Below are 18834 nucleotides of genomic sequence, written 5' to 3' on the forward strand. Positions count from 1 at the left end.
TTGCCGCAGCGATGATTCAACGGTCGTTACATGATTCATGAAGAGAATCATGGTGCAGAAAAGACGGATAATGCAAAACATGAATAACGTGTACTAAAAAGAGAGCTGCTCCCAGAAGAGAAGTATCTCAATATCTATCTTTTCAATCATGTAGTAAGCAGAAACGAAACTAACTTTTCATTCACATATTGAGCTTGCTGAATCGGAAAGCCATGTTTACCATGCACAGTCTCAGCCTTTATGTTGGGCTGAATCGTGTTAAATTTATCAGCCAATTCTCTCGGGCTGATCTTTTTGTAAATAGGATCCTGTTCTCCAATCAACAATAAAGAAGGTGCTTTAATCTTTTTGAAATCGGATTCAGAATAAACAACGAGCTTTGTTCCCATTGCCCAGCCTTGAAAACTTTTCATACCAGATGTAAATACAGCAAAAGCAGGATTTGGAAAGTCTATATTATCACTGCCACTAATCCATTTTAAAAATTGGTTTATTTTTTTATCACTTGCAATAAATAAAGCAGGAAACAATTTCAAATAAAAAATGGGTGTAAGCGGGGCAATCGTTGCAGCGGGCGACATAATAACTAGCCTTTTTACTCGTTCAGGAAAATTCATTGCAAAAGTTGTTGCAAGAAATCCTCCAAAAGACCATCCTGCCCAATTAGGTCTTTCCAATTTTAAAGCATCTAACACTTCTATCAACCATTGAAGATAATCTTCGTTTTTTATTTTCTTTCTATTGCTCTCTGTTTTCCCGGGTTCTCCAATGGAATCGAAACAAAATACTTCAAAATGTTTTGATAATAGTTCCAAGTTCTTATACCATGAGATGGAACTAAACCCCATACAATGTAGTAATACGAGTTTGGGATTTTCTTTTTCACCACATCTTATTATATGAGTATTTCCATACGCTGTTTTTATATATTCCGTTTCATAGGAGATTGGTAACTGTGCCAATGCTTTGTCATATACCTTGAAGTACTCTTTCTGCTTTTTATCATTTCGGAATAGTTTAATTGTTTTTGACATTTTTTGATTCTCCATTTGTTAAGAAATGATTGCTCAAGGGTAGTCGGCGCACAGTCCAGTCCCTCGTGGAGGGAGGTACTGCCGATGATAGTTGCAGATGCTTTATTGCTGATGATCTCATTTGGTGCGTTAATCGTTGCAATCATGTCAGATAAAAATGGAAAAAATAACCACCCTTGAGTTAACGGCTCATTAATGGGGAGGTTATTTTTTCGCCTAAACATATGTGCTGACCCCTTGCGGGAATCATACTGTTGCCATTGACCGTTTGGTGTACGAGCACCAACGGTCATTTTAATTCTATGACTTCTAAAGATAATTATATACAAATTTTGTTCAAGAATAAAGAGGAATGAGCAGAGCTCAAATATTCAGATTGGATTAAGGTGGGCATATTCGTATTTAACGAATGACAAAACGAATGTACTGATTATTTTTCCATGGTGTTATATATTTTCTAAGTATCTGATTATCCTTGTCTTTTTTTGACGACGTCTCTTTTTGTACCGTGCTATTTTTTATTTTTAATTGACCTTTTTTTTTGAAGTTTTTCACTGGGTTGATTTTTGAAGGATAAAGATCAATTCGGTATTGTGATCCCTTGTCCAAAAAGAAGGTTTCAGCTTTCTTATCAATCCACTTGATGCTATAGAACAGGAGTGTACCAGGATCCGGATGGGTTTTGTTCACACTGATTCCATAGTAGCGAAAGCGATTAGTCTGATCGATGATATGAATACTGACTTTTACTTGTTTTTCCGTTTGCTTCTGTGGATGAACTTGTTTTGTCCCATCTGTTGATGCGCATCCGGATAGGAGTATGACGAAACAGCCGAGCAGCAAGCATAATCTTCTCATCTAGATATCCCCTCAGAAAAGTACAATTATCTGTATTATAATGCTACTGAGACATTTAGCCATCGATAAAAAGATTAACGTGCGGAAAAGGAGCAAATTTTATGGTGGAAATCAGACGAGCATGTCTTGCAGATACCAGTGGAATTATTTATGTTTGTTCGGAAGGGTATCGAAAAACATATGAATCACTTATTCCCACGCACTATATCGAAAAAACGATCAAACAATTTTACAATGAAGACAGAATTAAGCATGAAGTTTTAACGGTCAACAAAAAATGGAACGGATGGTTTGTTGCAATTGATAAGGATCGTGTGGTGGGTGCTGGTGCCGGCGGTTTTATCGATGATGAAAAGTCGGAATTATTTGTCCTTTATCTAGATCCGAACCGAAAACGTGAGGGAATCGGCACTAAGCTGCTCGATGCGATCACAAATGATCAAGTTAATCATGGAGCGACCGAGCAGTGGGTTTCTGTGTTCAAAAACAATGTGATGGGTATCCCGTTTTACGAAGCTATGGGGTTTATGTACCCATGTGAACATCCGACCTATGCATTTCCGGATGGCGACGGATTTGTTTCGTTGCGCTATAAACGATTCGTGTGAGGAGGAATGAAGATGCCATACTATCAAGAAGTTCAGAAAATGAAGCAGTGGTGGCTATGGATGGTGGTTTTGGGTATTACTGCCCTGATCTGGTACGGATTCATTATCCAGATCGTTTTTGGCAAGCCATGGGGAACGAATCCGATGCCGGATTCCATGATGATTGTGTTCTTTATCATTTTTGGAATAATCTTTCCAATCTTTTTCGCTGTGACACGTTTGACCTGCGAGGTTCGGAAAGACGGTCTGTATGTTCGTTTTTTCCCGATTCATCTGCATGCGCGCCGTTTCACATGGCGCGAAATAAGAAGCTGCAAAGCCATTGAAGATGCCGGAATTTCTCGATTTGGCGGCTGGGGAATTCAGATAAATTTTAAAGGTGAAAAAGCGTATACAGCAGCCGGTAATCAAGGAATCGAGATTGTTCTGCAATCCGGAAAAGTTCTTGTCATTGGTTCACGTCACGCATCAAAATTGAAAAAAGCGATGGATCTAGCAAAGATGGATGCCGGAGAGTAAGAGATGCAGAATGTAGAGCATAATCTCGATTAAGGAGGGACTGTCTTGAGCTTTCTCTCGAAATTAAAAGGCAATTACGTCTTTACGTGTACGGGATGCGGAAAACTAATTAAACCTGGCGAATTCATGTGTATCATTGCTAAATCACCGGAAAAGTCATGGTATGGTGTGACGGAGACGATCATCCATCGATTTGTGAAAGACACTAATGGTAAAGTCTATTGCCGGACGTGTTTTGATCGCAAATATAGAAAAGAGAACATATAAAATGGTTGTCACAAAGAAAAAGGGAGTGAATGAAACGTGAATATCATGCCGATGAATCGAGCTCAGGCAGAGGAATATGTCCATTGGATCTATGGGGAACCCTATACCTTTTACAACATTCCAGAAGAAGGAATTGAGGAGAGCTATAAAGAAATATTCTCCGATCCCGCAAACCATTATTTTTCGGTTCTGAAAAATGGTCGCTTATTTGGTATTTTTGAATACACCGTAACTGAAAATGGTTTTGAAATCGGACTGGGCATTTGCCCACAAGAAACGGGGAAGGGCACTGGCAAGGCATTTGTATCCAATTGCCTTGCTTTTGGAAGACAGCACTTTAATTATCAAGGAGTCATAACACTTGATGTTGTAGATTTTAACCAACGTGCTATTCATCTGTATAAGCAGCTTGGATTCACTGAAACAGGCAGAGAATCGCAACTCAGTTTCGGAAAACCAGTCACATTTATTAAAATGAAAACGGAACAAACAGATTTTGTTCTGTCGTATCAGGATTGCTTAGAATGTGACTCATAAAAGCGAGAGGGATTGCATGTCAGACAATGGAATTATTCAATTAACACCTGAATGCTTTAAACAATGCTCAACTATATGGGATATGAAAAAGCAAAAGCGTCTTGCTGATCAATTTTATAAAGAACTAGTAAATGGGAACAGGCGGACTTTTGTCTCTATCAAAGATAGTGCGTATATCGGTGAAATCTCGTTGGTTTTCGACATGAATGATGCCGACTATACAATAAGGGACCGACGCGTGTACTTATCAAGACTGATTGTAAAAGAAGCATTTCGTAATCAAGGGATTGGCGGTATGCTGGTCGATTTTCTCATTGATTACGCGCGTGATTTAGGCTATCAAGAACTAACAGTGGGTGTCGATTTGGACAATTCTATTGCGATCAAGTTGTACATGCAAAAAGGCTTTACCCACATTCTTTATAAAGGTGAGGATGCCTATGGAGCCTATCAAAAATTGCTGAAAAAACTCTATTGATGAGAGTAGGAAAGACCTTCAAAAAACGAATAAAAAATAGGGGGAAAATAAGATTGACACATGGGCTCCTTCATCATGTTGAAGTGAATGTTTCAAATTTGAACGAATCTGTTCGCTTTTGGGGATGGTTCTTAGAAAAATTAGGCTATGAGCTTGTTCAAGAATGGGAGGAAGGAAAGAGCTGGGAGTTAGGCGATACATATATTGTCTTCGTACAAACAAGAAAGAAATATCTTGATATTCCCTACCACAGATGCAGGACAGGGCTAAATCATCTTGCCTTCCATGCTGAATCAAGAGAAGAAGTGGATGAAATGACCGAAGCTTTAATCAAACGTGGGGTGAATATTCTTTATAAAGACCGCCATCCCTTTGCAGGCGGAAAGGATTATTATGCGGTCTTTTTTGAAGATCCCGATCGGATCAAGGTTGAATTTGTTGCGCCTGAGTAATGAATTGCTCACGAACTAGTGGCGGATAAAACAGTTATGGCAACTATTTTTCAAAATAATATTTTCTTTCTAAACCTATTCGTTACCGTGTCAACATAATTATAAGGATGTTGAGAATTCGCAAAATGATTGGTGCGGGAGGAGTCATGAGTCATGGACATTCATGTCGTGCAAAGCGGTGAATCATTATGGAAAATTGCTCATCACTATCAGGTGCCACTTGTCAGCATTGTTGCGTTAAATGGATTAGCTTATCCGGAACGGCTTGTACCGGGGCAGGCGTTGGTTATCCCGTCCATGCCACCGGTTTTCGCACCCGAACGACCGGTCATTGAGGTCAATGCTTATACGTACCAGCCGGTAAAAGAAGCAGCCACGGAAATTGTTCAGCGAAACGGGCTTTTGTCGACTGTGCTGCCGTTTTCTTATCGTGTAACGGAGGCCGGGTACTTGGATGATTTGGACGATCAGGAATCCATAGCTGCCGCCTATGCGCACAGCATTATGCCCCTTATGCCCATTGTTAATTTTTCACTAAATGAATCAGGCGCTGACGTCGCTCACGCCATTTTTACTTCATCGTCAGCACGTGAAAACCTGGTATCATCGGTGATTCGTGTCATGGAACAAAAAGGTTATCGAGGACTGAACATCGATTTTGAAAGTGTACGCCCCGAGGATCGGCAAGGCTTTAATGATTTCTTGCAGTTTGTGGTCGATCGGCTGCACCCGCTTGGGTTTAGCGTATCTACAGCTGTTATGCCAAAAACAGCCATAGATCAACCACGTGCGGACTATATGGCTTATGATTATGAGGCACATGGCCGAATTGTCGATTTTGTTGTCTTAATGACCTATGAGTGGGGGTATCGTTTCGGACCGCCTCAAGCCATATCACCGGTTAATGAAATGAAACGAGTGGTTGAGTACGCCTTATCGGTCATGCCGGCAGATAAAATTTCGCTTGGATTTGAAACGTATGCCAGAGATTGGCTGCTCCCGCACAAAGAGGGACAGGAAGCAGAAACCTTTAGCCCAAAAGAAGCACTGGAACGCGCCATTTTTAATGGCGTAAGTATTCAGTTTGATGAAGCGGCACAATCCCCCTTTTACACCTATGTGGGTGCAAATGGAAGCACACATGAGGTCTGGTTTGAAGATGCACGCAGTGCACAAGCGAAATTTGATCTTGTCCGATTATATAATCTGCGCGGGATCAGTTACTGGGCTTTAGGTTTTCCCTTCTGCATGGGTCTATATAATTTATGAGAATATTACCTTATCCTGACGTCAATTAACGCTCTATGATGCTCGTTTGCGTTAGTTATGCTATGGTTTCCGGACCGATGCCAACTCAAACATTAAACTGCCTTTTAAATTTGCGGAATAAAACAAACATCACATTTATTAGAGGAAATGGTGACCGTGAAGTTGTTGACGCATCAAAGGGAGCACCGTTGCTTCATATGTCAGAAGAAGGTCGAGTAACGACAAAATGGGTCGCAAACAGTTTAACAGGTAAACAACTTGATTTTCTTTCAAATTTGGACGATGTCACAAGTATTCATGTGGATGAACTTGGCGATGTGCTTTTTTGCCATGCGACACCTGAGAACGATCACGATATTTTTACACCTTTATCGCCTAAAAAAAGAATTAAGAAACTGTTTGCCGAAGTGAAGCAGCCCATCGTTGTGTGCGGACATACACATATTCAGTACGAAATGAAACTTGAGAGAACAAAAATATTTAATTCAGGCAGCGTGGGTATGCCGTTTGCAAAACAGCCTGGAGCCTATTGGCTGCTCATCGATTCGGATCAAATCGAATTCAAACGAACCACATATGATTTTGAACAGGCTGCCTTAGAGATAAGAGAAGCACATAGTCCGGATGCGGAAGATTTTATTAATACAAATGTCATTCACGTTCCAAATGAAGAAAAGTCCATGATCTTCTTGGAGAAGCTGGCGAATAAAATAGAAAAAAGCGTTCCAAATGAATGAATCAATCAAATAAAAGATTTGCAGGTGAAACGATGACCGATACTGAATTAAAAGACAAGCTTATTGAGATTAAAAATAATGATTTTCAGGTGCCTGAAGGTTTTTCTGATTTTGAAGCGGTTGAGTACGTGATGTGTGCTCTTCATTCCACAGATAGTGATTTAAGAGATGATCTTGGGTATACCATTCTTTCAAAATGGCTGATTGAGTTCAAGCTACTTGATGGAAAGCAGCTCATGACGATTCTTAATCGAACACTTTCAGAACGGTTGCTTTTTTATGAAGTCGGTGAAGAGCTGTCGGATCACGTGTTTCTGAGATCCTTCTCAGCATTGCTTATTGCGTTGATTTTATATCGGGATAATCAAGAGCCTTTTATCGGTCGACAGGAATATATGGAGTTGCTTCGGCAGTTGAATCATTATTGTGCATTGGAAAAGGATTATCGTAGCTTTGTTGAAGGAAAAGGATGGGCACACGCGCCTGCGCATATCAGTGACGCGCTTGATGAATGTGCACAAAACCGATTCGTAGGAGAATCCGAATGCATCGTCATTTGGAGCAGCTTGATGACCATGCTTCGAAATGCACCGACCGTGTTTGATGCGGAAGAGGATGAACGAATGGCGACAGCGGTTCTAAGTATGGTGACTTCGAAAAAAATAATGGTCTCCGTACTGATTAAGTGGCTGCGCAATGTTGATTTACAGAAGCCAAATCAATCCGTTCATGCCTCAGCGTTTCGCAAGTATCTCATTCAAAGAGTGAACATGAAGCATTTTGTACGATGCGTCTATTTCAGACTGAAAAATGCTTCGTTGCTCGATCAAGAGGCAGACGATGCGCTTATGCATTTGGAGCATGCATTTAACCCTTATTTTTGATGGACTCGTCAACTTTGGCACGTTTGCTAAGATATATGTTGAAAAGGATACCGCACGCGCAGATTATTCCGCTTATGATGGAAAGCGGATTTTTTGTGTACAGCCAAAGAATGAACGAAGCGATTAAAGTGGCAGCGAACAAAAACCATAAGATGCACATAACAAAATTGCCAATGATCGTGTTCAGAGATTTCTTTTTAGGAGTCATATTTACTCATCCTTTTTTGTAAGGGGATACATAATAATTATATAGCAAATTAAATACGGTAGCTATTCCGATCTTGAAATCAGTTCACAGTTGAGTTTGCGCATGAGATTAAGTACACTGAAACAAGATAAAAGAATGAGAGTTTTTGAGTTTTTCTGCCAGGGGAGGAGAGTTTAAATGAACCATTTTTTACAACGAATAGTTCTTATTCTCATAGCTCTGTTTCTTTTGGCTCCTGCGGGCGCGGCATTTGCAGCTGACGGTACGGTACTGATCAGCAATGAATCTGCGAACGGCTACAAAACGGAAAGTACAGGGAACTTCAGTATTAATAATAAAAGCTATGCGAAAAACAAAAAGCTGCAAAGGGCCTCTTACCGGCTTGATTATGTGCAGCCGCTAAAGATTCGAGCAAAATATAATCCATTGAATCATACATTGCAAAAGAAAAAAAGCATCAAGGTGGGTTCGGGTAAAAAATTCTGGGTGTCTGATTTGTCGACGGACAAGCGGTATCAAATTACAGCGAAATTAAGCTACGTGGGTCAGCACACCAAGGTGTGGGTGAACGGAAACCAGCTAACAAAAAAGGATGCGGAAACGCTTGGTAAAACATTTGATCAAACTATTTTTCCGTTGGACAATCGTTATTTCGGAGCACCGTCTGATGTGGATCACGATGGGAAAATCAATTTGCTATGTTTTGATATAAAGGATGGTTCGGCGGAACAAAATGGCGGTTTTGCGTCGGGCTATTTTGACCCAAATGATTTATATAAAGGGAAGAAATCAAATTATAGTGAAATCGTGTATGTCGATACCTATCCGTCACTTGGTTCAAGCAAACATAAAAAAGTGTCGCTCGCTTATTCGACGCTGGTACACGAGTTTCAGCATCTCATCAACTATAACCAAAATGTGCTTGTTGAGAAAAAGGATGAGATGGACACATGGCTTGATGAAGGGCTGTCGCTTGCTGCAGAACAATTGTTGGCGAAAAAGCCGCTTGACGATCGAATTGATTATTATAATGAATCCAGCTCCATAGCGAATGGCAAGTCACTGCTTTACTGGGATGATTCTGGCGACAATTTGGCGAACTATTCACTCTCATATCTCTTTGTGCAATACCTATATATACAATGCGGCCAACCGGATGATTTGTTTAAACGGATCATCCAAGATCCGCACAATGATTATCAGGCTGTCCAAGACGTAATCCATGATTATATCAGCCCGACTACGTCTTTCGGACAATTCATGAGTAATTTTCGCAAAGCCCTTTATTTGAACCAGGCGGACGGCCCTTATGGCTTTCATGGAATTGCTGGGTTTCAACAGTTGAAAAAGAAGGTCTATAACGGTAAATCAAAAGCACCAAAGCTCAGAGGCGGCGGTGCGATCATTGTTAACAGTGCCGCATCGATCCCAAATGAAAAAGGTGCACCTATTACTTATTCAAATCTTGCTGAACGCCAGGAAGATCGTGATGCTCCAAGACAGCCGCGCATTGCTCCATTTGGAGATAAGGATTCACAGCTTAGAGGTAATTCAGAACCTGGAGCAGTCATTGCCATCGTCGGCAAAGCCGGATTATTAGCTAAGTGCAAGGCGGACGCCACCGGACATTTCCAAGCCACTATCGGAAGGCAGAAAGCCGGGACGGTACTTGATGTGTTTGCGGCGGATACCAGCGGAAACGCGGGCCAATCAAAGAAAATAACAGTTAAAGATCAGACACCTCCGGCGGAGCCAATTGTCTATCGTTTTTATCATCAGCAGTTGAAAATACAGGGAACAGCGGAACCTGGTGCACGTGTTACGGTTCGGTATGGCAAAAAAAAGCTTGGTGCTGTGGCTGCAAATACTCACGGTAAGTACAGTATTAAGCTGTACCAAAAACAAAAAAAGGGAAAGAAACTGACAGTTTATGCTCAAGATCGGGCGGGAAATAAAAGTCTTACTCGAACCTTTACTGTGTTTTAATAATGGGTTACTCATAAAAACGTAATAGTCGAACGTGTTTAAAAATTCCGGTGTAGAATCCGGAATTTTTTCATACACTCAAAAAGTATGGACGAATCGCAGAAAAAAAATTGGTCAATCCGGTTGTGAGAATTGAAAATGGGGTAAAGATAAGAGAATAGATTAGTGGCGAGATAAGGATGGTGTAGCGAACGTGAGTTGGTTTTCCAAAGACGCTGAACAGGTATTAAATGAGCTTCAGGTCAATCAAAGACAAGGTTTGACGGACGCGGAAGTACAGTCAAGGCTTGGAACCTATGGAGAAAATAAATTAAAAAGCAAACCAAAGAAAAGTATTGTTGCTCTGTTTTTTTCTCAGCTGAAAGATATGTTGATATACGTCTTGCTTGGTGCGGCAGTAATTACACTCCTCATTGGCGAATACACCGATTCAGTCATCATTTTGCTTGTTGTTATTCTGAATGCAATCATTGGTGTATTCCAAGAATTTAAGGCAGAAAAAGCGATTGAAGCACTTCAGAAAATGACGACACCGCGTGCGCTTGTTCGTCGAAATGGCGATGTCATTGAAATTGATTCAAAAAATATTGTTCCCGGAGACATTGTAGTTTTAGATGCAGGACGCTATATTCCGGCTGATCTTCGGTTGATCGAAAGCGTCAATCTGCAGATTGAAGAATCGGCTCTGACGGGGGAGTCTGTTCCGTCGGAAAAGAATGCCGCACATGTTTTTGAGGACCCCAAAACGCCGCTTGGCGATTTAGCTAATATGGCTTTTATGTCCACTCTTGTGACCTATGGGCGTGCGGAAGGTGTTGTTGTTGGCACAGGAATGAATACGGAAATCGGCAAGATCGCCAAGGGACTTGATGAGACGCAAACGGATATGACGCCGTTGCAGAAACGTCTTGCAGAGCTTGGTAAAACGCTTGGGTATATTGCCATCGGCATCTGCGTGCTCATTTTCGTTATTGCGCTGATTCAAAAGCGCGATCTTTTTGAGATGTTCCTGACCGCGATCAGTTTGGCTGTTGCAGCGATTCCGGAAGGGCTGCCTGCTATTGTTGCGATCGTATTGGCACTCGGTGTGACGCGCATGTCGCGGATCAATGCCATTGTGAAACGCTTGCCTGCAGTTGAAACACTGGGATCGGTCAACATTATTTGTTCGGATAAAACGGGGACACTGACGCAGAACAAAATGACGGTGCTCCACCTGTATACACATCGCAAATTTCTTGATGTGCCGAATGAAGGAACTGCGACAGCCGATGAGGGTACGGAACGAAAACTGATTCAAACGATGGTGCTGTGTACCGATGCCACACTTATTAATGGTGAGGGCACCGGTGACCCGACGGAAATTGCCTTGCTTGAACTTGGTGAAAAGTTTCATTCGCCGAAACGCGAATTGGAGGTGGGACATGCACGTGTGGCGGAAAATCCGTTTGATTCCGACCGCAAGCTGATGTCTACACTGAATAAGGAAGGCAGCCATTATCGTGTACACACAAAAGGTGCATTTGACAACATTTTAAAAATCTCTTCTCATGCGTTGGTTAATGGGGAAAAGGTTCCTCTGACAGATGAGCTAAAAGCGGATTACCTCAGAGCAGCGGAAGAAATGTCTGACCAAGCGCTTCGTGTTCTTGGTGCGGCATACAAAGATACCGATGAAATGATTGATGCTGATGTCATGGAAAAGGATTTGACTGTGCTTGGACTCGTAGGCATGATTGATCCGCCTAGACTTGAGGTTAAAGATGCGATCCATCAGGCGAAACAAGCAGGGATTACACCGATCATGATTACCGGCGATCATCAGCACACAGCAGCAGCGATCGCCATGCAGCTCGGTATGGCAACGTCACTGGCACAAACCGTTTCGGGCAGCGAGATCGACTCAATGACTGATGAAGAATTGAACGAAAAAATCGGTCATTATCGCGTGTTTTCACGGGTTTCTCCGGAACATAAAGTTAAGATCGTAAAAGCATTTCAATCGCACGGAAATATTGTTTCGATGACCGGCGACGGTGTCAATGACGCACCATCGCTGAAAAATGCGGATATCGGTGTCGCCATGGGAATTACCGGTACAGATGTTTCTAAAGGCGCGAGCGATATGATCCTGACCGACGATAATTTTACAACCATTGTTTCAGCGATTCGCGAAGGACGTAATATTTATAACAATATTAAAAAATCCGTTGTTTTTCTGCTCTCCTGCAACCTTGGAGAAATTGTTGCTATACTTGCTTCGGTACTCTTCTTCTGGCCGATGCCGCTTCTTCCGACGCAAATTTTATGGATAAACCTCATTACCGACACATTTCCGGCAATTGCGCTTGGCGTCGATCCCGGAGACAAAGATGTGATGAGTAAAAAGCCGCGTGATCCGAAGGAAAGCTTCTTCGCTGGAGGAGCAGCCATGCGGGCAGTTATTGGCGGATCATTAATCGGTATTCTGACTTTAGTCGCTTTCTACTTTGGATTAAGCGAACATGGCTACCAGCTGTGGTCCGGTTCAATTCCGGAAGATGTCCTGACCTATGCGGAAACAATGGCGTTTGTTGTGCTTGCCGTATCCCAACTTTTCTACTCATTGTCGATGCGGAGCGCATCCAAATCCATTTTCCAAGTGGGGCTGTTCTCGAATAAATATTTGATCGGCGCAATCCTGCTGGGGATTATTCTTCAGTTCGCCGTGATCTCCGTTCCGTTCTTGGCCGCAGCGTTCCATGTTCAGATGCTGTCGTTGCAAGATTGGGTCATCGTCATTTTGTTCGCTTTAATCCCGCTTGTGGTCAATGAATTGATCAAGATCGGGATGCGCATGAAAAACAAATAATAGAAAGAGGCAGAAAAAGCAGGGGCTCCCTTTGGAGCCTCTGCCTTTTTAGCAGGTAAAGAAAGTTTATCGTTTTGCCTTGCTGGTACGACGATATGGTCATAAGATGCTGATTCCCAATCCGCACTTATTGGTTAATCTGATAAATAGACGGAAAAATTCCGCTTATCGAATCGTAAAACGTGAAAATGGAGGATTTTGCTGTGCATAACCGGAAAAATTACCCTTATGTACCTGCGAAGCAAGCTCCATGATGCGTATAGCCGGAAAATCTCCGGTTATTTTACTGGGTACTTAATGAAGGACCGGAATGCTTAATGAAACAGAAGTGAGATGAAGGAACTATCGCTAAGGAAACTTTCGCTAAATACACATATGTCCTGTATGCAACGCGAAAGTTATCACTTCCTGTGAAAGTACGTCCTGTATGCAACGCGAAAGCCACCGCATCCTGCGGAAAAGTAAGGACCGGTGCTTTTTGCCCGGTTTTTCTAGATTCATTTTGAACGTGCCCATTCAGCAATTTGCCGTATGTTTTCCGGTGATGTACGGCAGCAGCCGCCAATAAGCGACGCGCCGGCTTTGAACCATGCTTTGGATGCTGATCCGTAACTTTCCTGCGTTTTAGCCGCTTCCCATTGCTTGGTCAGTGGATTGTAGTGTTCACCGGAGTTTGGATAGACCACGATCGGCTTGTCCGTCACTTGGCGAATAACCTTGATCGCCGGTTCAACTCGATTCATTGCAATGCAATTCACGCCGATCGCCGTAATTTGATCAAAGGCGTTAAAAAAGGACACCGCTTCGGCAAGTGGAGTTCCGTCACACAGATGCGCATTGTCAGCGAGACTGAATGAGAGCCAGGCTTCTTCCTCGGGAAACTCATCCTTCAGCATGGCGGCCAACACTTTGGTTTCATCAACATTGGGCATTGTCTCAAACGCGAACAGATCTGTTCCGGCTTCTTTTAACAACTGCATTCTTGAACGATGAAACAGCCGATAACCCGCTCCATTTAAGGCATAATCCCCTGTGTATTCCGATCCGTCGGCAAGATATGCGCCATAGGGACCAACACTTCCTGCAACGAGTGGATAGGGACGTGCTTTTTTTTGTTCAGCGCTAAGTCCTTCCCAAAATTCGGAGCGGGCCTGAATCGCGATGCTTACGGCATCTTGAATGAACTGCTCCGCCTCGAGTTCTGTATAACCGCTTTGCTGAAATCCGGCTAATGTTGCCTGATAAGTATTGGTCGTTGCGACATCGGCACCTGCCTTAAAATAATCCAGATGCACTTTTTTAATGCGTTCAGGATGGTCATGAATGGTGGCCGCTGACCACAGCTCGCTGTCGATCGTGATCCCCTGCTTCTCAATTTCAGTTGCCATTGCACCATCTAAAATGATTGGGGTGTATTGGTTCATCAGGTCACGGATACTGCTTCGCATAGGAGGCCTTCTTTCTGTCTGGCTTAATAAATCAGTCAGTAACATTATACAAAACTCGCCCCATCATTCAAAAATGGCATGGTAGAGGCGTTCTACACCTTCCTCGATTTTATCAACAGATAGGTTTGCAAAACCTAAAATAAAGGCCGGCCGCGCGTAGAGATAGGTGCCATCAAGGCAATAGGGCTTGAGATTATAGAGCTCTATTTTGGCTGCACGCGCACGTTCAGCGATATCATCAATTGTACGAGGTGTATCAAATTCTGCAGTGAAATGAAGGCCGGCGTTTGCACCGTGCATCGTAATAGCTGAGTCAAAGCGCTTTTTCAATGCATCAATCAATTTCTTTTGCCGTTCAATATACACTTGTTTCATGTGTTTGATGTGCTTGCGGTATTCACCTGAATCAATAAATTGCTTCAAGGTCAATTGCCCCAGAGCGTTGCTCGTTGACATAATGAAGCTGCAGCGCTCTCTGTATTTTTTGAGCAGTTTTTGCGGAAGAATCATGTAACTCAAACGTAAACCAGGCAGCAGTGACTTGGAAAACGTGCCGAAATAAATGACTCGCCCGTAGCTGTCGAGGCCTTGGAGGGATGGAATCGTATCCGTTTCATACTTAAATTCACTGTCGTAATCATCTTCAATGATATAACGATCTTCTTTTTCAGCAGCCCAATTTAAAAGTTGAATTCGGCGCGAAATTGGCATCACAACACCTGAGGGAAACTGGTGCGACGGAGTCACATAGACAACGTTTGGATTGATTTGTTTGAGAAGATCAATAGAAATTCCTTTATTATCAAGCGGAATCGTTCTAAGACGTACCTGTTCCATCTGCAGTAATTCATACATGCGCCGGTAGCCCGGATTTTCCATCGCGTACAATGCGTCTTCCTGAAACAGGTGGCGAAGTATGTAGAAGAGAAACTGGGTGCCGCAGCCTAAAACAATCTGCTCCGGAAAACATTTCACACCACGAGCTACGGACAGGAAGCGGGCAATTGTTTTTCGTACCGAGTATATGCCTTGCGGAAAGCGTGATGAGTCATCGTTAAGCTCTAATCTGCTTAATTTCAGTGCGCGGTGCTCACACGAAAACCAACTGTCAAATGGAAAGATTGATCGATCGACAGACATATGTGAAAAGGAAATCCAATCTTTTTTCGATTCTTTTTCCTCAACAAGATCAAGATCCAGTGACTGCGGGAGGCTCTGAGAAAGCGGAATTGTATCCAGTTTTTCAACGTAAAAGCCGCTTCGCTCAACAGCATAAATATAGCCTTCTTCGAGAAGCTGCTGATAGGCTCCGTTAACTGAGTTGACACTGACGTGTAATGTTTGTGCCAACTCGCGTTTGGAAGGAAGCTTTTCGTTTGGAAGAAAATGGTGAAGAAGAATCTCTTTTTTCAATTGTTTGTAGATTTGACGGTAAATATATTCTTTTTTAGTATCAGTTTGAATGGTTAGTGAGATCATAGGCACTCCTGACACCATAATTATTTGAATTTTGATACTATACATAATACCAAAAAATTAGCAAAATATCTATTAAAGGAGTGAGAACATTGGGAAAGGAATTATTGGAAGGAAATCTAACAAAAGTTTGGCAGGATAAACGCGATCAATTTGTTGCGGCTGCCGTCGGAAATGGGAATCGCCATATTGCGGCAAAGGCGGAAGGAGCGTTAGTAACCGATATTGAGGGCAATCAATTCATTGATTTTGCCGGAGCAATTGGTGTCCAAAACGTCGGACATTGTCATCCGAAAGTTATCAGTGCTGTAAAAGAAGAGCTTGAGCACTTTATCCATCCCGGCTTTAATGTCATTATGTATCCGGGCTATATTGAACTATGTCAACGCTTGTGTGAAATTGCTCCGGGAGATTTTACGAAAAAGGCACTTTTGCTTAACTCCGGCGCGGAGGCTGTTGAAAATGCTGTGAAAATTGCTCGTGCCTATACTGGCAGACAAGCAGTCGTGACATTTGATCGTGCGTTTCATGGCAGAACAAACTTGACCATGGGCATGACAAGCAAGGTAAAGCCTTATAAATTCGGCTTCGGGCCGTTCGCCCCCGAAACCTATCAAGCGCCCTATCCTTATCCATATCGGAAACCGGAAGGAATGTCTGAAGAGGCGTATGACGAGTATATCATTGACAAGTTTAATTACTTCTTTTTAAGCAGTGTTGCTCCGGAAATGGTTGCTTGTATCGTGATGGAACCTGTTCAAGGTGAAGGCGGGTTCATTATTCCGTCGAAACGTTTTGTTACGTACGTACGCGATTTCTGTACCGAGCATGGGATTGTATTTATCGCTGATGAAATTCAAGCCGGTTTCGCTCGAACAGGAAAAATGTTTGCCATTGAAAATTTTGATGTGGCTCCGGATCTTATGACCGTATCCAAATCGATTGCTGCAGGATTCCCACTTAGCGGTGTCGTCGGAAAAGCGGAACTGTTTGATGCATGCGATCTAAAGGGATCCCTCGGCGGCACCTATTGCGGCAGCCCGATCGCTTGCGCTGCTGCATTAGCCGTTCTCGATATTATTAAAGAAGAACATCTTATTGAACGAGCAGAAAAAATAGGCGTGATCATTGAAGAACGGGCGAAAGAGTGGGCACAAACCTATTCATTTATCGGTGACTTTAGAAGACTTGGCGCCATGGCAGCCGTTGAATTTGTTAAGGACAAAGGGACGAAAGAACCGGATAAAGATCGGGCCAAGAAAATAGTTGCCTATGCCAATCAGCATGGTTTGCTTCTTCTTGATGCCGGATTGAAAGGCAATTGTATTCGCTTCTTATCGCCGCTGACGATTACTGAAGTCCAATTAGCTCAGGGATTGGATATAATTGAAGAAGCACTGGAAACTGTAAAATAAAAAAGGTGCATAGATTTTTCTAGCAATGACTAGTAGAATTCAAAATATGAATAACTGAAAATTGTATTTAATTATATAACTTAAATAATTCAATAACTGGGGAGGTCTTTTTCATGAAACGTTGGTTTATGTCAGCACTTATTCTTGTATTGCTCGTCGATATTCTTTCAGCTTGTGGCTCAAGCAGTTCCAAATCAGGCAGCTCTTCTTCAAGTAAAACGACAGACACATTGGCGGCGGCAAAGAAAAAAGGAGTCCTTGTCGTGGGGTCTTCAAATGATGCGCCGTTTGCTTTCATTGACCAGAAGACGAAAAAATTCACCGGTATCGACGCTGAAATCATTAAAGAAGTTGCCAAACGTTTAGGAATTCCAAAGGTTGAAATGAAACAGACAAAGTTTGAGAACTTGCTCCTCGAATTAAACAATAAGAATATCGATCTCGTGACGGATGCTATGTATATTAACCCGCAAAGAGAAAAAATAGCGAAGTTCACAACAATTTGGTATACAGAGGGCGAAGCGTTCGTTATTCCGAAGAATTCACCGATTAAAAGTGTTAATGACCTGAAAGATAAAGTGGTCGGCGCACAAAAAGGAACAGCATTCTATGACTTTGCGAACAAGCTGAAAAAAGAAGGCAAAATCAAACAAATTAATGTGTTCGGTTCTCAAGCCGATTTGCTTCTTGCGGCAAACACAGGAAAGATTGATGCATTGGTAACTGATGGTGCTGTTGCTGCCTATAGCTTGAAACAAGATCCATCGCTGAAATTAAAAATTCTTGATCCGTATACACCACAGGCTTCCGGAAACATCGGTGCTGCTGCAAGAAAGGGCGACACGAAGCTGGTAAACGCGATCAACAAACAAATTAATATTTTGAAAGAAAACGGATTTATCAAGAAACTATTGAAGAAATACGGAATGCCTGATAACTATTACGTGCCCGTTCAAAAATAAAACTAAAATTGATTGAATCAGAGTTATTCTTTCAACAAGACTAACTCTGATTTCTGCTATTTGTATGGGAAATTCAAGTTAAGGGCAAGGTTGCAGAATGCAAGACAATTGATTGACGAATGAGGTGTAACGAATGGATATTTTGAGTCATCTGGATTTTGCCACAGCCATCAAAGAACTGACACCGGAATTATGGCAAGGGCTTTTAATTGCTCTTGAAGCAACAGTAGGCGGATTCTTGCTGGCTGTTATTCTAAGTGTACTCATTGCTGTGGGCCGTTTATCGGACTCAAAAGTACTAAAGGGCATATTGGTTGTTATTTTGGAAATTGTCAGGGGGACGCCGCTCCTTGTTCAGCTTGTGTATATGTTTTATGTTGTGCCCCTGCTTATCTCTTTAGTTGCTCAATTTTTCATGCCGGATTATCAATTTCAGCTCAATCCGCTTTTCGCCGGAATACTTGGATTAGGAATCAATTACGGCTGTTACTTATCTGAAGTGGTGCGTGCCGCGATTCTGTCGATTGACAAGGGACAGACAGAAGCGGCGCTTGCGCTGGGCTATACGCAGCGTCAGGCCTTGTGGTCTATTGTGATTCCACAAGCAACACGACAGGCGATTCCTGTATTTGGTAACTATCTGATTATGATGATTAAAGATACATCGCTGCTTGCGTTTATCACGGTCAACGAATTATTGCTGCGCACACAAGCCTATGCGTCACAGACCTTTTTAACGATTGAGTCCTATACGATTCTCGCAGTTGCTTACCTGATTCTCAGTTTGCCGTTGTCTCAAGTCGTGCGGCTGTTAGAAAAGAGGTTATCGAAACATGCCTAAACCA

19 protein-coding genes are annotated in these 18834 nt (G+C 42.4%); 15 read left to right on the forward strand and 4 right to left on the reverse strand.

All coding sequences use genetic code 11. The annotated features are described in order from the left end of the window. Positions 1-146: 146 nt before the first annotated feature. On the reverse strand, positions 147-1034 hold the full coding sequence (locus tag AC6F33_RS04125) for an alpha/beta fold hydrolase (protein WP_500777785.1): 888 nt from the start codon (positions 1032-1034) through the stop codon (positions 147-149). Positions 1035-1118: 84 nt separating this feature from the next. Between AC6F33_RS04125 and AC6F33_RS04130 the strand changes: the two genes are divergently transcribed. Then, complete coding sequence (locus AC6F33_RS04130; protein WP_500777786.1) at positions 1119-1214, forward strand: putative holin-like toxin; 96 nt, start codon at positions 1119-1121, stop codon at positions 1212-1214. Positions 1215-1436: 222 nt separating this feature from the next. Here AC6F33_RS04130 and AC6F33_RS04135 read toward each other — a convergent pair whose 3' ends face one another. After that, on the reverse strand, positions 1437-1892 hold the full coding sequence (locus AC6F33_RS04135; protein WP_500777787.1) for a hypothetical protein: 456 nt from the start codon (positions 1890-1892) through the stop codon (positions 1437-1439). A 101-nt stretch (positions 1893-1993) separates the two neighbouring features. On the opposite strand from AC6F33_RS04135, the gene AC6F33_RS04140 reads away from it, so the two are divergent. The 11 genes from AC6F33_RS04140 to AC6F33_RS04190 all read left to right on the forward strand — a co-directional run bounded on the left by AC6F33_RS04140 (position 1994) and on the right by AC6F33_RS04190 (position 12688). Next, positions 1994-2500, forward strand: a complete 507-nt coding sequence (locus AC6F33_RS04140) for a GNAT family N-acetyltransferase (protein ID WP_480947724.1) — start codon at positions 1994-1996, stop codon at positions 2498-2500. A gap of 12 nt (positions 2501-2512) precedes the next feature. Then, positions 2513-3019: a DUF6141 family protein gene (locus AC6F33_RS04145; protein ID WP_500777788.1), complete on the forward strand. Its 507-nt coding sequence runs from the start codon at positions 2513-2515 to the stop codon at positions 3017-3019. A 45-nt stretch (positions 3020-3064) separates the two neighbouring features. Beyond that, a complete protein-coding gene (locus AC6F33_RS04150; RefSeq protein WP_500777789.1) occupies positions 3065-3286 on the forward strand; it encodes a hypothetical protein in 222 nt (73 codons plus the stop codon). Between the two features lie 45 nt (positions 3287-3331). Next, a complete protein-coding gene (locus tag AC6F33_RS04155; protein WP_500778134.1) occupies positions 3332-3823 on the forward strand; it encodes a GNAT family N-acetyltransferase in 492 nt (163 codons plus the stop codon). A 16-nt stretch (positions 3824-3839) separates the two neighbouring features. Next, on the forward strand, positions 3840-4301 hold the full coding sequence (locus tag AC6F33_RS04160; RefSeq protein ID WP_500777790.1) for a GNAT family N-acetyltransferase: 462 nt from the start codon (positions 3840-3842) through the stop codon (positions 4299-4301). 53 nt (positions 4302-4354) lie between these two features. Further along, the gene (locus tag AC6F33_RS04165) at positions 4355-4753 is read left to right on the forward strand and encodes a VOC family protein (protein ID WP_500777791.1); all 399 of its coding nucleotides are present in this window, start codon (positions 4355-4357) and stop codon (positions 4751-4753) included. A 153-nt stretch (positions 4754-4906) separates the two neighbouring features. Next, complete coding sequence (locus AC6F33_RS04170) at positions 4907-6022, forward strand: glycosyl hydrolase family 18 protein (protein WP_500777792.1); 1116 nt, start codon at positions 4907-4909, stop codon at positions 6020-6022. 77 nt (positions 6023-6099) lie between these two features. Next, on the forward strand, positions 6100-6759 hold the full coding sequence (locus tag AC6F33_RS04175) for a metallophosphoesterase family protein (protein ID WP_500777793.1): 660 nt from the start codon (positions 6100-6102) through the stop codon (positions 6757-6759). Between the two features lie 32 nt (positions 6760-6791). Further along, a complete protein-coding gene (locus AC6F33_RS04180; RefSeq protein WP_500777794.1) occupies positions 6792-7643 on the forward strand; it encodes a DUF2785 domain-containing protein in 852 nt (283 codons plus the stop codon). Between the two features lie 385 nt (positions 7644-8028). Beyond that, the gene (locus AC6F33_RS04185; RefSeq protein ID WP_500777795.1) at positions 8029-9837 is read left to right on the forward strand and encodes an Ig-like domain-containing protein; all 1809 of its coding nucleotides are present in this window, start codon (positions 8029-8031) and stop codon (positions 9835-9837) included. Positions 9838-10030: 193 nt separating this feature from the next. Then, on the forward strand, positions 10031-12688 hold the full coding sequence (locus AC6F33_RS04190) for a calcium-translocating P-type ATPase, PMCA-type (RefSeq protein WP_500777796.1): 2658 nt from the start codon (positions 10031-10033) through the stop codon (positions 12686-12688). A gap of 497 nt (positions 12689-13185) precedes the next feature. On the opposite strand, the gene mmuM is transcribed toward AC6F33_RS04190, so the two are convergent. Further along, positions 13186-14136 carry a homocysteine S-methyltransferase gene (mmuM, locus tag AC6F33_RS04195; RefSeq protein ID WP_500777797.1) on the reverse strand — a complete coding sequence of 317 codons (951 nt, stop codon included), beginning with the start codon at positions 14134-14136 and terminating at the stop codon, positions 13186-13188. 63 nt (positions 14137-14199) lie between these two features. Further along, positions 14200-15615 (reverse strand): MocR-like transcriptional regulator GabR, encoded by a 1416-nt coding sequence (gabR, locus tag AC6F33_RS04200; protein WP_500777798.1) that lies wholly within the window; start codon positions 15613-15615, stop codon positions 14200-14202. Between the two features lie 89 nt (positions 15616-15704). Here gabR and gabT point away from each other — a divergent pair, with 89 nt between their 5' ends. The 3 genes from gabT to AC6F33_RS04215 all read left to right on the forward strand — a co-directional run bounded on the left by gabT (position 15705) and on the right by AC6F33_RS04215 (position 18830). After that, positions 15705-17027, forward strand: coding sequence for a 4-aminobutyrate--2-oxoglutarate transaminase (gabT, locus tag AC6F33_RS04205; protein ID WP_255747649.1), 1323 nt, complete (start codon positions 15705-15707; stop codon positions 17025-17027). Positions 17028-17140: 113 nt separating this feature from the next. After that, positions 17141-17989 carry a substrate-binding periplasmic protein gene (locus AC6F33_RS04210; protein ID WP_500777799.1) on the forward strand — a complete coding sequence of 283 codons (849 nt, stop codon included), beginning with the start codon at positions 17141-17143 and terminating at the stop codon, positions 17987-17989. Positions 17990-18122: 133 nt separating this feature from the next. Continuing rightward, a complete protein-coding gene (locus tag AC6F33_RS04215; RefSeq protein ID WP_255747646.1) occupies positions 18123-18830 on the forward strand; it encodes an amino acid ABC transporter permease in 708 nt (235 codons plus the stop codon). Positions 18831-18834: the final 4 nt, after the last annotated feature.

The organism is Sporolactobacillus sp. BBK16-2 (genome assembly GCF_059878335.1).

Coding starts and splice junctions, on each gene's coding strand:
- gabR (WP_500777798.1), bottom strand. CDS start 15,615: ATGATCTCACTAACCATTCAAACTGATACTAAAAAAGAATATATTTAC.
- AC6F33_RS04160 (WP_500777790.1), top strand. CDS start 3,840: ATGTCAGACAATGGAATTATTCAATTAACACCTGAATGCTTTAAACAA.
- AC6F33_RS04170 (WP_500777792.1), top strand. CDS start 4,907: ATGGACATTCATGTCGTGCAAAGCGGTGAATCATTATGGAAAATTGCT.
- AC6F33_RS04135 (WP_500777787.1), bottom strand. CDS start 1,892: ATGAGAAGATTATGCTTGCTGCTCGGCTGTTTCGTCATACTCCTATCC.
- AC6F33_RS04140 (WP_480947724.1), top strand. CDS start 1,994: ATGGTGGAAATCAGACGAGCATGTCTTGCAGATACCAGTGGAATTATT.
- AC6F33_RS04185 (WP_500777795.1), top strand. CDS start 8,029: ATGAACCATTTTTTACAACGAATAGTTCTTATTCTCATAGCTCTGTTT.
- AC6F33_RS04180 (WP_500777794.1), top strand. CDS start 6,792: ATGACCGATACTGAATTAAAAGACAAGCTTATTGAGATTAAAAATAAT.
- AC6F33_RS04155 (WP_500778134.1), top strand. CDS start 3,332: ATGCCGATGAATCGAGCTCAGGCAGAGGAATATGTCCATTGGATCTAT.
- mmuM (WP_500777797.1), bottom strand. CDS start 14,136: ATGCGAAGCAGTATCCGTGACCTGATGAACCAATACACCCCAATCATT.
- AC6F33_RS04145 (WP_500777788.1), top strand. CDS start 2,513: ATGCCATACTATCAAGAAGTTCAGAAAATGAAGCAGTGGTGGCTATGG.
- AC6F33_RS04175 (WP_500777793.1), top strand. CDS start 6,100: ATGCCAACTCAAACATTAAACTGCCTTTTAAATTTGCGGAATAAAACA.
- AC6F33_RS04210 (WP_500777799.1), top strand. CDS start 17,141: ATGAAACGTTGGTTTATGTCAGCACTTATTCTTGTATTGCTCGTCGAT.
- AC6F33_RS04125 (WP_500777785.1), bottom strand. CDS start 1,034: ATGTCAAAAACAATTAAACTATTCCGAAATGATAAAAAGCAGAAAGAG.
- AC6F33_RS04215 (WP_255747646.1), top strand. CDS start 18,123: ATGGATATTTTGAGTCATCTGGATTTTGCCACAGCCATCAAAGAACTG.
- AC6F33_RS04130 (WP_500777786.1), top strand. CDS start 1,119: ATGATAGTTGCAGATGCTTTATTGCTGATGATCTCATTTGGTGCGTTA.